Origin of the sequence: Vibrio sp. SCSIO 43097 (assembly GCF_023650755.1) — a bacterium.
In the GTDB taxonomy this organism is placed as follows: domain Bacteria; phylum Pseudomonadota; class Gammaproteobacteria; order Enterobacterales; family Vibrionaceae; genus Vibrio; species Vibrio alginolyticus.
This window is the reverse complement of sequence record NZ_CP071841.1, coordinates 1373624-1385982: the sequence shown is the minus strand read 5'-3', so window position 1 is coordinate 1385982 and position 12359 is coordinate 1373624. Positions and strand designations below refer to the sequence as shown.

The 12359-nt window shown below is 44.5% G+C and carries 11 protein-coding genes; 6 read left to right on the top strand and 5 right to left on the bottom strand.

What is annotated here, in order from left to right; translation table 11 throughout:
* Positions 1-112: 112 nt before the first annotated feature.
* Complete coding sequence (locus J4N40_RS22645; RefSeq protein WP_115386869.1) at positions 113-1069, bottom strand: LysR family transcriptional regulator; 957 nt, start codon at positions 1067-1069, stop codon at positions 113-115.
* A 126-nt stretch (positions 1070-1195) separates the two neighbouring features.
* Here J4N40_RS22645 and J4N40_RS22640 point away from each other — a divergent pair, with 126 nt between their 5' ends.
* The 3 genes from J4N40_RS22640 to J4N40_RS22630 all read left to right on the top strand — a co-directional run bounded on the left by J4N40_RS22640 (position 1196) and on the right by J4N40_RS22630 (position 3395).
* Positions 1196-1882: a DJ-1/PfpI family protein gene (locus J4N40_RS22640; RefSeq protein WP_005383525.1), complete on the top strand. Its 687-nt coding sequence runs from the start codon at positions 1196-1198 to the stop codon at positions 1880-1882.
* 120 nt (positions 1883-2002) lie between these two features.
* Entirely contained in the window at positions 2003-2533 is a 531-nt protein-coding gene (locus J4N40_RS22635) for a sigma-70 family RNA polymerase sigma factor (RefSeq protein WP_255209459.1), read from the top strand.
* A 166-nt stretch (positions 2534-2699) separates the two neighbouring features.
* Entirely contained in the window at positions 2700-3395 is a 696-nt protein-coding gene (locus J4N40_RS22630) for a VC0807 family protein (RefSeq protein ID WP_005383527.1), read from the top strand.
* A gap of 73 nt (positions 3396-3468) precedes the next feature.
* On the opposite strand, the gene J4N40_RS22625 is transcribed toward J4N40_RS22630, so the two are convergent.
* Together J4N40_RS22625 and J4N40_RS22620 are read right to left on the bottom strand one after the other, a co-directional pair.
* Positions 3469-4461 carry a zinc-dependent alcohol dehydrogenase family protein gene (locus J4N40_RS22625; protein WP_250654530.1) on the bottom strand — a complete coding sequence of 331 codons (993 nt, stop codon included), beginning with the start codon at positions 4459-4461 and terminating at the stop codon, positions 3469-3471.
* An 88-nt stretch (positions 4462-4549) separates the two neighbouring features.
* Entirely contained in the window at positions 4550-5365 is an 816-nt protein-coding gene (locus J4N40_RS22620; protein ID WP_033906852.1) for an AraC family transcriptional regulator, read from the bottom strand.
* 111 nt (positions 5366-5476) lie between these two features.
* Between J4N40_RS22620 and J4N40_RS22615 the strand changes: the two genes are divergently transcribed.
* A complete protein-coding gene (locus J4N40_RS22615) occupies positions 5477-6169 on the top strand; it encodes an MOSC domain-containing protein (protein WP_158173296.1) in 693 nt (230 codons plus the stop codon).
* A gap of 65 nt (positions 6170-6234) precedes the next feature.
* On the opposite strand, the gene J4N40_RS22610 is transcribed toward J4N40_RS22615, so the two are convergent.
* A complete protein-coding gene (locus J4N40_RS22610; RefSeq protein ID WP_250654529.1) occupies positions 6235-7473 on the bottom strand; it encodes a DEAD/DEAH box helicase in 1239 nt (412 codons plus the stop codon).
* A 265-nt stretch (positions 7474-7738) separates the two neighbouring features.
* Positions 7739-8740, bottom strand: a complete 1002-nt coding sequence (locus J4N40_RS22605; RefSeq protein WP_047102453.1) for an arginine deiminase-related protein — start codon at positions 8738-8740, stop codon at positions 7739-7741.
* Positions 8741-9144: 404 nt separating this feature from the next.
* Here J4N40_RS22605 and J4N40_RS22600 point away from each other — a divergent pair, with 404 nt between their 5' ends.
* Together J4N40_RS22600 and J4N40_RS22595 are read left to right on the top strand one after the other, a co-directional pair.
* On the top strand, positions 9145-10995 hold the full coding sequence (locus J4N40_RS22600) for an ABC transporter ATP-binding protein (protein ID WP_171345550.1): 1851 nt from the start codon (positions 9145-9147) through the stop codon (positions 10993-10995).
* 592 nt (positions 10996-11587) lie between these two features.
* Entirely contained in the window at positions 11588-12295 is a 708-nt protein-coding gene (locus tag J4N40_RS22595; RefSeq protein ID WP_005374596.1) for a DUF445 domain-containing protein, read from the top strand.
* The last annotated feature ends 64 nt before the right edge of the window (positions 12296-12359 follow it).

Below are 12359 nucleotides of genomic sequence, written 5' to 3'. Positions count from 1 at the left end.
GTGACGAAGAGCAAACTGCGCTTTTCGATAATAACGCCCAATAAACTAACAAAAACCAATAAAAGCGCCATATAGCTTAGGGGGGTTTTAACCAAAGACTCACATGAAGTTTTCAATCGCCTTGGTTCGGTCGATAAATCGGCAACGTTTCAGCCCAAGTATGGAATGGCGTTTCATCCATATCCTGTATTGCTTGAGTGATAAAATCGATGAACACCCTAACTCGTGCAGGCACATATTCCCGGTTGGCATAGAGAAGATACACGCCATTTCCTGCTTGGCGCATGCTCGGAAATATCGGCACTAAACGCCCCGATTTAAGCCAGTCTCTCGCGATAAAATGAGGGATCTGAGTTAATCCTAAGCCTTCTGCGCAAAGCTCTGCCATGGATTCACCGTCATTTACAATATAGTTTCTTTCGGGGTCATATTCACTCGCACCGTCTGGTTCTGGCATCCGAATCGGCAACAGTTTCCCCGTTTGTTTAAAACGAAAACGAACCCAAGAATGGTCATTGAATACATCCGGGCCACTCGGAACACCATGGCGCGCTAAGTAATCCTGACTGGCACAAATGATAAAATCGATAGGGCTCAGCTGACGCACAATCAATTGACTATCGTGAACGACACCAGAGCGAATCGACACATCAATACCTTGCTCAATAATATCAACGTAGGCGTCATCGTAATGAATATCGATAGTGATGTTAGGGTAGCGGCGACAAAACTCTTTTAATAAAGGACGAATATAGAGGCGACCGTACGAGACTGGCACATTAATCTTAAGCTGCCCTAAAAGCGCATCATTGTGACTTTTTAATGAATCCTCACATGCCGCCAGCTCCTCCAGTACAAACCTAGCAGTATTTGCGTACCTACGACCAGCTTCTGTCAGGCGGCTCTGTCGCGTAGAACGTTGAAAAAGCTGTATACCCAAATCGCTTTCAAGACGATGTATGGCTTTACTCACGGTCGAAGGGTCAGTGCCATACACTTTGGCAGCCGCAGCAAAACTACCGCCATCTAAAGTGGCAATAAAAAATCGTAGGGACCGTATCTTATCCATATAACCAATGAACTCTATTCATGAATTTTATTCACTTTAGTAAAGACCAAGTGGCTCTTCAATCACTAATCAGCCTAAATATAATGAACCTCAATAACTTGATGCTCTGTTAACGAGGAAAAAACCATGGGTAAAAACGGATTGAAGAATGCACTACAACTATTGATAGCGACACTAGTCCTATTCTTTGGGATGCTTCAAACAGCACATGCCGCAGATAAACGAATTGGTATTCTGGTTTACGATGGCGTACTGACCTCTGATGTTACTGCGCCTTTAGAGGTTTTTGGCGTCGCAAGTCGTCTCACTTGGTTTAGTGATTATGACGTGCTCACCATTTCCGTCTCCGATCAGAAAACCATCACCACTGAAGAAGGATTAAAAATTGGTGTGGATGCTTGGATTGGTGATCTGCCGGAACTCGACGTATTGGTTTTAACATCCAGCTATGACATGGATGCACTAATCGAAAATAAAGATCTCATTCACTTTATTAAAACTACCTCAAAAGCGGCAGATTGGATGGCAAGTAATTGCTCTGGCGCGTATTTGTTAGCCGAAGCTGGCCTTTTAAACGGCAAAAAAGCAACAACTTGGGCCGGAGGTGAAAACGGCTTTCAAAGAGATTACCCAGCAGTCAAAGTACAAGTCGACCAGAATTTTGTCATTGATGATGGCGTTATCACTTCGAACGGTAGCCTAGTTAGCTATCAAGCTGCTCTTAAGCTACTTCACCTTATGACTTCAGAGTCTAAAGCTCAGGAAGTCGCAGATGCCATCCAGTACTCACGCTTTTCCAACCAACCATTTTAAGCGTGTAAGAAAGAAATCAGAGTCACCCTTCGATATTTGGAAGGTTAACTCTTCGAATTTGTCTTCCTAATAGAACAACCCTTTTTATCACTGTAAAAGCGATAAAAAGGGTTGTCGTTCATCTGGCAGACACAACGTGCTCTCCAAACTTTTTATCTTAATGCTATGGAAAAACATAAACGTTACGAAGCACTGACGAAAGATCGATACCAAGAGATCTACCGTCTCGCGTATTGGTTATGCAAAGATCACCACCTTGCTCAAGATTTAGCGCAAGAAACCTTTCTGAAAGCGTGGCGATTCTTTGATAAATTAAATGACCCCAACGCCGCGAAGTCTTGGCTCATTACTATTTTGCGTCGTGAGAATGCTCGGCGCTTTGATAGAAAACAGTACGATTTTGTCGACATTGATGAGTGTGCAATACAGACAAAAACCTACCCTGGCAGTGACTACGACATGGCCCAAGATTGGCTTCAAAAACAAATGATGATTCTCGAACCCAAATACCGAGAGCCGTTGCTCTTGAGCTTAGTGGCTGGGTTGAATCATGATGAAATTGCCCAAGCCTTGAGGCTCAACCACAACACAGTGGCGACTCGATTATTCAGAGCGCGTAATCAGATCATCGCACAGAAGGAGAGTCATTAAGACACAAAAAGTAGTCAACCATGTAAACTAACTGGCTATGCTCCGGTCTATTTCATAAGTCGTTACACAACTCGACGCTTTAACGCTTTACATCAAGCGCGACTAGATGAACACTTCTTGTCAAAGTACAATAACAGCCGACATAGAGTAGAGTCAGTAAAACATTATGAGTAACACGACGGCGAAAAAGCCGAATCCCTTATTTGAAATCCTTTTCAACGTATTTATCCCTTCCTTCATTTTGATGAAGTTTAGTGGCGATGAGCATCTAGGGACAGCAATGGCGCTGGTTGTCGCTTTGCTATTTCCTATCATTTATGGCGGTATGGACCTTGTCCGTAACAAGAAATTTAACTTTATTTCTGCTCTGGGCTTTATCAGTGTTCTACTAACTGGTGGCATCGGCTTGTTAGAGCTTGATACACGCTGGTTAGCACTAAAAGAAGCCCTGATTCCTGGCCTGATCGGTTTAGCGGTTTTGGGTTCAACGTTTACCCGCTACCCACTGATGCAGAAGTTAGTACTGAATGACACAGTGTTGAATCTCGCGTTGATTAACCAACGTTTAAAAGAAAATGGTAAAACCGATGCGTTCGAACGTTGCCTTATGTCTTCTAACTACTTGTTTGCAAGTACTTTTGCGTTCTCATCTGCAATGAACTACTTCCTTGCGACTTGGATTGTGACTAGCCCTTCTGGTACTGCTGCCTTTAACGAAGAGTTAGGGAAAATGACGCTGTACAGTTACCCAATGATTGCCATCCCAAGTATGTTGATGATGTTCGGTATTTTTTATTACATTTGGCGTCAAGTACGTGCGATGACATCGCTCGAAACAGAGCAAATCTTCCATCTAAAATAGCCCAATCATTACAAGTAAACCCATAAAAAAGGGAGGATTTTATCCTCCCTTTTCTCAACAGGCTCACTGTAATTCACAGCGTCAAAATGATTTTTCCTGACACTGCTGACGAGCGTCGCTCAACCATTTCAATCGCTGTTTGAAAGTCCTCTAACGGCAGATCATATGCAACGTTTAACTTTATGTCGCTGCTAATAAAGTGTTCTAACATTTCAGCGAACACCGTCTTTCTCCCGCCTTTACCTACCGATTCTTCCCAATACCGCAAAAAGAATGTACTAAAGTCGATGTTGTTGGCCTTCATCGATTCAAAAAACTCAGGCGTATAAGGCGTTAACGACAATGTTCCGTAGTTGATGTATTGGCCATTTTCTTTCAAGGTACGAATGAGATCCGTGCCAGCCTCACCACCTATCGCGTCCAGAGCGACCGTTGGTTGTGGCAGTTGGCGCGTTTGCAGCTGCGCTTGTAAGTCTTTCTTCGCGTCCAACACTGGAATAGTATCGTACGGATACTCGTCTGGCTTTGAGGTCACAGCAATCAGTGTAAAACCCAGTGAATGGGCGAGCTGGGCAAATATCTTACCGATCGCTGACCCTGCTGCATTGATGATCACCACATAGTCTTTGTTCAACTTAGCTACTTTAGTGGTGATCACCCACGCGGTTAACGCGTTGATGTACAACTGACAGGCATAGCCGTTCTCCAAACTCTCAGGTAGCGGAAAAAGATTCTCAGGCGAGGCATCTATGTAGTATTGCCAAGTACCACTCATCGCCACCAACACCTTTTGCCCAACTTGAAGGTCAGTTTGACCAACTGCACTGACTTCCACCACACGCCCAACCGCTTCAAATCCCGGCACGCGAGGTGGTACGTGAACGCGGCGGTATTGCCCAACACCATGAATGGAAAGCAAGTCACTTGGGTTAATATTGGTGGCTTCCAGTCGCACCCGAACCTTGCCCTGAGCAAGCGGTTTGAGGGGCTCTTTTTCCAACGACAGCGACGTTTGGGGCTGACCAAAACAGAATTGATTCACTCGAGTATTTATCGTTGGTGCCATTGTTATTCATACCATGTAATTGAAATTCAAAAAGGAAGTTTCGCGACTTCTACTCAAAAGCATTAAGTGAAGTCGAAGCTCTGTATTTCTACCTGCGCGATGCGCCGTTCACTCTAAACTGTTGTGGCGTCATATCAAAATAGGCTTTAAATGCTTTGATGTAGGATGAGTCATTTTGATAACCCACTAGGTCTGCAATGGCTTGGATTGGCAACGATTCATCTAACAAAGAAAGCGAGTAAATTAGCCGGATTTGTTGCCGCCAAAGTAGAAATGAAGTGTTGAATTCCTTGGCGAACAGCCGTGATAAAGTACGCTCAGACGCCCCAATTTTCTCCCCCCACTCTTTTAGCGAACAGCTTAACGCGGGCTCGTCTGTCAATTGCTCGAAAATCAGTTTTAGTCGTCTGTCTTGTGGCAGCAATAACTGAAATGTCTGCACGTTGCTTTTCAAAATTTGATCATGCAACACCGCCAGCAAATGCAGCACTTCTTCGTGGCTTGTCTCACCTTCACACTGTCTGCGGATCTCTTGTAAAAGCTCATTTAAAAACGGCGTTAAAGCAATGGTTCTCACTTGTTGCTCGTACGTTGCGCCAAACTCAGGGTTGAGGTAAATGCCAACAAATATCGTGTTGCTTAGAGCAATCGACTCGTGTTGAACACCCGCAGGAACAAATAACGCAGAGGTGTGCGGAACCAAGTGCTGATAATGCTCAGTTTGTGTTTGCAATAACCCTTTGATAGGAAAGATGATTTGATGCCAAGTGTGTTGATGCAGCGCATCAATGTAACCTTTTGGCATGTCGATGGTTTTCACCAAAACAGGAGAATGGGGATTCGCGTCCATCATCTTATTGGAGGTGACGACGCCTGACTTCGAATCAATTTGGCGAGTTAGCATTGTTAGTTGTCTTTTCATCCCTACTCCGACACACGTTTACTAGGCTATCATGCTCCGCATCGCGAATGAAGGTAAACACTTTATCTCTCATTCAAATAATAAGGAGGTTATATGAAGAAAATCGGCGTCGTAAAAGCTGTGCTAGCAGGGAAAACCGTCCCTTATGCTCATGGAGCGCAAAGCGCAATCAACAAACAAGTGCTACCTGAGCGCCAGCACGCAACAGAGCTTGGTTTTACCAGTGATGAGCAAGGTGATCCGCGCTTTCATGGTGGCATTCAAAAAGCGCTTCATATTTACCCAAGCGAGCACTACCCAATCTGGCAACAAGAATTAGGCAAAAGACCAATTTTCCAATCCGCCGGCGGCTTTGGCGAAAACATCAGCTCCGAAGGCGTCACCGAATCCACGATTTGCTTGAAAGATAAAATTCGCATCGGCTCAACACTACTGGAAGTGTCGCAAGGTCGCATGCCTTGTTGGAAACTTAACGTACGTTTTGACCAACACGACATGGCGAGAAGACTGCAAGATACGCTTCGAACAGGCTGGTATTTCCGAGTGTTGGAAGAAGGCGATATCGGTGCAGGTGACGAGATTATTCTGTGCGAAAGACCTTATCCAGAATGGCCACTGGCTCGCATCATGGGCGCGGTTTTCACTGGCTGTTTAGATAGAAAAGAACTCACTCAGCTGTCTGAGCTGCCGTTAGTCGAGTCTTGGGGCAAGTTGGTCGAGCGCCGCCTAGAAACTGGCGAAGTTGAAGATTGGGAAATGCGCTTGGTTGGCCCAACTGTGGGTTAACACCCCAAAGTAAAATTTAAGCCACGCTCTGAACCGACTATGCCGTCAGAGCGTGTTTTTTTGGTTTACTTCGCACTCGGGGCTGGGCGTTTCGACTTACCTTGAAACTGCTTAATGCTCTTCTTAGCATTAGTTCGGCGGTTGGCTTTTTTATCGCGTGGCGCGCGTTTGCTCTCGCCAGTTGATGGCTTATCCGTTACTGGAAAACCAACCAGATCTTGCACTGGCAATGCACGTTGAGTCAGGTGACGAATCGCGTTTAGTGCGTCCATTTCACCATGACATACCAATGACATCGCCACACCTTGTTCGCCTGCGCGAGCAGTACGCCCAACTCGGTGAACATAAGTTTCTGCATGCATTGGCAGTTCAAAGTTGATCACTACAGGTAATTGCTCAATGTGAATGCCGCGCGCTAGTAGATCGGTGGCAATCAACACCTGAATTTGCCCAGATTTAAACTGCGCCAATGCTGCTTCTCGCTCAGCTTGGCTCTTATCACCGTGCAGCGCATTGGTTGAGATGCCCGCTTTATTCAGCTTCTTCGCTAAGCCATCGGCGTTCTCTTTCGCACCGATAAAGACCAACACCTGTGCCAAAGCATTCTGTTTTATAAGTTCAATCAATGCCTTGGTTTTACTGCCTTTGTTGACGAGGTACAGTGTTTCAGCAATATCTTGGTTGGTGCTATTTTCTTGATGCGCTGCAACTTGCTTTGGTGCCTGCATAAGCAGCTTCGCTTTATCCTTCAACTCATCTGAAAACGTTGCCGAGAACATTGCGGTTTGACGCTGGTTTGAAATCTGCCCTGCAATATTTTGTACGTCAGGCCAAAAGCCCATATCCAACAAACGGTCGGCTTCATCCAATACTAGATAATGAACATTGCTCAAATCCAAGCCATTGTTTGCTAGGTCAACCAAACGACCAGTCGTCGCGACAAGGATATGAGGATTTGTCGCTAGCGCCTGCTGTTGTTGCTCTTTATCAACGCCGCCACACAAACACACTGCGTTGAGTTCAAGAACTTGACCAACTTGGTTAATTGCTTCACTCACTTGCATTGCCAGCTCACGAGTTGGCACAAGAATCAGCGCTTTTTGCTCTGGATTGACACCCAGCTTTTCCAACAAAGGCAAACCATAAGCAAGGGTTTTGCCGCTGCCTGTATTTGCCAAAGCCAATAGATCTTGACCAGCCAACAGCTCAGGAATGGCCAACGCTTGAATATCGGTCGGTTTCTTGAAGTCTTTTGGCAGTGCGTGAATCAGCTCAGAACTCAATGAGAGAGTAGAAAATGGCATTAACGAAAACCTTGTACTTTGGGTTGAAGAAGCAATAAAAATAATGAAGATGCGGTAAAACGCAGGCGCGGACTTTACCACAATCTGCTAGGTGAACCATCCTATTTTAGGCGCTTAAACCAAGCGGCGCCTATGCAAATCGTCAGAAAACTAAAAAGCGCAAAAAAGCCGTTAGTCTGTACTGCCACAGAGCTAACGGCTAAAAACCCTTGAAGAGAACGCTTCGTCAGCCTTTCACTGCGGCTGAAAAGAAATGTGCAGTTTATTAAAGTACAGCTTTACGATTCGGTAAGAACACTTCACCCAACATACAACGAACCGAGCCACCACCAATAGATTCTATGGTAGAAACGTCGAATGGCAGCAATTTACCGTGCGTTGCCAATTGGTTTCTTTGTGCTGGTGAGAATGCATCGTACGCCGATTGCGACATCGCAATCACCTTGTCGCCGTTGATCGTTTCCAGTTGCAGAATGTTACCGCAGAACTGGTTCATCTGCTCCAGCGAAATTGAGATGACTTGCTTGTCTTTGGCGAGTGACTTCATTACAAAACGACGCTCAAATTCTGGGATCACTTCGTCACAAATCACGCAAAACTGTTCGCCAACCGCCATCATCACATTGGTGTGATAAATCGGCGCACCAGACGGCAAACGAGTTTGGAAAGAAATCACTCGTTCATAGCCAATACGATCGGCGTAATCTTCTAAAACCAGACGATCACAACGTTGTGAGAGTGCGGCATAGACCTTTTTATTTAGGTGGTCAAACACCATCACACCCGTGCTTTCTAAATACGCTTTCTCGTCAAGATATTCAGTTAGACTGCTGCGTCGATGAACCTCTCGCCCTGCTTGCGCTAGTGCTGCCACAAGCGCATCGGGACGTACTTCTTTTTGACGGTTTTCACAGGCCATTGGAAAAGTGTACAACGTGCCATCTGGCGTAGTGCTAAACCAATTGTTTGGAAATACCGCGTCTGGCGTTGCAACATCTGAAGTTGGATAATCAAATTCAACAACTTGAACGCCCTCTTGACGCAGCGTTGCAACCATACTCGCGAACTCGGCCATTACTCGACGTGAGACTTCTTCTTGGCTGAGTGACACTTTATGTTGGAACTCATTATCTTGTGCGGTTTCTTCATTAAAACGAAACTCTTTCGGTGGCACCATCACTACGCAGTTCGCGGTTTGGCGCTGAGCACTTTGCGTGCTTTCTTCTTTCCCATTAGCAAATTGGGTCACTGATTCGTGTAATAGCATCCAATACATTCCTTATCACTAGAATGAGGAGATTGTAAATTTATTGTTAACTTCAGTTTTGCTGTTTTGACAATTAATTTAATTGCCCAAAAGTAATTTTTGCTGCATTAAGTTCATTTTTCCCTAAATTTTATTGTCACTTTGCAGGTTTAAGCTTTTATTGCACCGTGATGAACATGATAAGAATTCATCATAAGAATCAGAACCATAGACAATCACACTCATAACCAACTAGTTACATTTAAGACACAATCGGTTAGACTATTTTTTCGCCCCTCTCGTCAATCGGTCTGCTTTATCGAGGAGCAGGCAAGAAACTCTCATACACGCGGTTTCATCCAAAGCAGCGTGAATCGATGGATTTAGCCACCCCATATGGCATTGTTTTAACTTTAGGATGAGTTATGTTTAAACGATTTGAAGGCTTTACAGAGCCGTTCCCCAAATCTACACCGGATCAGCCTCCTTCAGGGATGTTCGCTTTTCTGCGTTATTACACTCGTGGTTATGAAAAGCCTTTGATCATCATGTCTTTGATGGCCACAATTGTCGCTGTTGTTGAGGTAATGTTGTTTGGCGCCATGGGACAACTGGTTGATTGGTTGTCTACCAGCAATCCAGAAACGTTCTTACAAGACAACAAATCGGATTTGATTTTCTACGGAGCCTTATTGCTGGTTGTCATGCCTATATTGGTGATCTTGTACTCGTTGCTCGTTCATCAAACGTTATTGGGCAACTACCCAATGTCTATCCGCTGGCTTGCACACCGGTATTTGCTCAATCAAAGCTTGAACTTCTATCAAGATGATTTTGCAGGTCGAGTCGCAACGAAAGTCATGCAAACCTCATTAGCTGTGCGCGAAACCGTGATGAAAGCTATGGATGTGTTTGTTTACGTTACGGTTTACTTCACCAGCATGATCATTATGTTAGCGACGGCAGACTGGCGTTTGATGATCCCAATGATTGTCTGGCTACTCGCTTACATCGCTATCCAAATCTATTTTGTCCCTAAGCTCAAAGACGTCGCTTCAGCACAGGCCGATGCACGTTCGACAATGACAGGGCGCATCGTCGACAGTTATACCAATATTCAAACCGTCAAACTGTTTTCTCATAGCCAGCGCGAAACCCAATATGCCGAGCAAGGCATGAAAGGATTTTTAAATACGGTCTATCGTCAAATGCGCCTAGTGACCGGCTTCGACGTCGCTGTAGAGATCTCAAACTATATTTTGGTCTTTTCCGTTGCTGCTTTATCGATTTACCTGTGGTTGGATAGTGCCATTAGCGTTGGCGCGATTGCGATTGCTGTTAGTCTTGCATTGCGCGTAAACGGTATGTCGATGTGGATTATGTGGGAAGTTGGCGCCCTCTTTGAAAACATGGGAACCGTTGTCGATGGAATGAAAACGCTTTCTAAGCCTATTGATATTAAAGATAAACCAGGCGCAAAAGACTTAGTTGTCACTGAAGGAGGCATTCACTTTGATAACGTCAGCTTCCATTACGGTGAGAACAAAGGCGTAATTAGCCATCTCGATCTCAACATCAAACCAGGAGAGAAAGTAGGCTTGGTTGGGCGCTCCGGCGCCGGAAAATCGACTTTGGTGAACTTGTTACTTCGTTTCCACGATGTCGAAGACGGCAGCGTTAAGATCGATGGACAGAACATCTCAGAAGTCACACAAGACTCTTTGCGTTCAAAGATCGGTATGGTGACCCAAGATACTTCTCTGCTACACCGTTCAATTCGAGACAATATTTTGTATGGCAATCCAGATGCGACAGAAGAAGATTTGCTGAAAGCCACTAAGCAAGCGCATGCCCATGAGTTTATCGAAACTCTGACCGACCCATTTGGTAATGTCGGATACGATGCGCAAGTTGGTGAACGTGGTGTGAAACTGTCTGGCGGCCAACGTCAGCGTATCGCAATATCTCGTGTGCTACTCAAAGATGCACCATTGCTGGTATTGGATGAAGCAACATCGGCTCTAGATTCAGAAGTCGAAGCAGCGATTCAGGAAAGCTTGAATGAATTAATGCAAGGGAAAACGGTTATTGCTATCGCTCACCGATTATCGACCATCGCACAAATGGATCGCCTCATCGTGCTAGATAAAGGCAGCATCGTTGAACAAGGTTCTCATCAAGAACTCATTGCGAATAACGGCATTTACGCCCAGCTTTGGGCGCATCAAACTGGCGGATTTATCGCTGAAGAACTAGACAAACAACACGCTTCTTAACGAGTGATAAGCTCAATAAAAACGGCGCTTTAAGCGCCGTTTTTTATTTTAATCCATGGCTAGACGCTCATATAGCCATTGTGGTTTCTCATATATGAAACACTCTCCATGATAAAGCTCACACTTTTTCTGCTAATATACCGCCTCGTTGCGTATCCATTGCAATGAACACAATACAGAGTATTGAGCCGTCTTCATTTGTCATTTCACTTTTTGAGAAACAGCTATACTCAATAGATGGCTTAGTTATTATATTAACAATAAGGTAATTAGCTTATGTGTAAATGTGGTTCAATGCAGATCGTACAACTCAAACCAAGTTGGGCTGACAAGCTATTTGGCTACTCAGAAAGATGGAAATGCCAACTTTGTTGTAAGATCTACCGCATCTAAAATTAAAAATAGAATCTTAGTTTTTCTAAGAAAAAGCAGTGGCCCGACAATGATTGTCGGGTTTTGTTTTTCTGAGCATTCATTTTTTGTCCCTTCTCTACAAGATTACTCATCACGGCAAAACCTAGCATCTTAATGTGACTTAGGTATAGAATCAGGCCCACTTATTCTTTCCGATATTCATATATAACTGGTCACTATGAACAAAAGTTTGCTAACGAATGTCCTCGCTATCGCTTTGATGGCTGGAGGTCATCAATTACAAAACGACTATCTTTGGTATGCAGGGCTGTTTGCGTTCTCAGGCGCCATCACCAACTGGCTTGCCATCCATATGCTGTTTGAGAAAGTGCCTGGATTATACGGTTCTGGCGTGATCCCCGCGCGATTTGAAGAGTTTAAACTGGCTATCAAAAACTTAATGATGGAACAGTTTTTTACTGAAGCGAACATTGACCGATTCTTGAATAAAGAAATGGCGGGCGGTGTGAACATCGATCTTCAACCAGTAATTGAGAAAGTAGATTTAAATCCAGCATTTGATTCCCTAGTGGAAGTAATTGAAGGCTCTCAATTTGGCGGCATGCTAGCGATGTTTGGCGGCTCGGAAGCGCTACAACCCATGCGCCAACCTTTCGTCGAAAAGATGCAAGAATCCATCATTGAGTTGAGCAAGAGCGATAACATCAAAGAAGCACTGAAAGAGCAATTCGAATCTCCTGCAATGATGGATGAGATAAAGCAGAACATTGAAGGTATCATCGATCAACGTTTAAGCGAATTAACACCGGCATTAGTTAAAGAAATGGTGCAAAAGATGATCAAAGAACACCTTGGCTGGCTAGTCGTTTGGGGCGGTGTTTTTGGTGGTTTAATTGGCGTTATCAGCACCTTTATCGGGGCATAATCGCTCACCGATTTATTAAAAAGGAGCTTCGGCTCCTTTTTTTATCTTGAAAAAATAATACGCC

Bases quoted from the DNA above. Each gene is read 5' to 3' on its own strand.
- J4N40_RS22645 (WP_115386869.1), bottom strand. From the start codon at position 1,069: ATGGATAAGATACGGTCCCTACGATTTTTTATTGCCACTTTAGATGGC.
- J4N40_RS22640 (WP_005383525.1), top strand. From the start codon at position 1,196: ATGGGTAAAAACGGATTGAAGAATGCACTACAACTATTGATAGCGACA.
- J4N40_RS22630 (WP_005383527.1), top strand. From the start codon at position 2,700: ATGAGTAACACGACGGCGAAAAAGCCGAATCCCTTATTTGAAATCCTT.
- J4N40_RS22625 (WP_250654530.1), bottom strand. From the start codon at position 4,461: ATGGCACCAACGATAAATACTCGAGTGAATCAATTCTGTTTTGGTCAG.
- J4N40_RS22620 (WP_033906852.1), bottom strand. From the start codon at position 5,365: ATGCTAACTCGCCAAATTGATTCGAAGTCAGGCGTCGTCACCTCCAAT.
- J4N40_RS22615 (WP_158173296.1), top strand. From the start codon at position 5,477: ATGAAGAAAATCGGCGTCGTAAAAGCTGTGCTAGCAGGGAAAACCGTC.
- J4N40_RS22610 (WP_250654529.1), bottom strand. From the start codon at position 7,473: ATGCCATTTTCTACTCTCTCATTGAGTTCTGAGCTGATTCACGCACTG.
- J4N40_RS22605 (WP_047102453.1), bottom strand. From the start codon at position 8,740: ATGCTATTACACGAATCAGTGACCCAATTTGCTAATGGGAAAGAAGAA.
- J4N40_RS22600 (WP_171345550.1), top strand. From the start codon at position 9,145: ATGTTTAAACGATTTGAAGGCTTTACAGAGCCGTTCCCCAAATCTACA.
- J4N40_RS22595 (WP_005374596.1), top strand. From the start codon at position 11,588: ATGAACAAAAGTTTGCTAACGAATGTCCTCGCTATCGCTTTGATGGCT.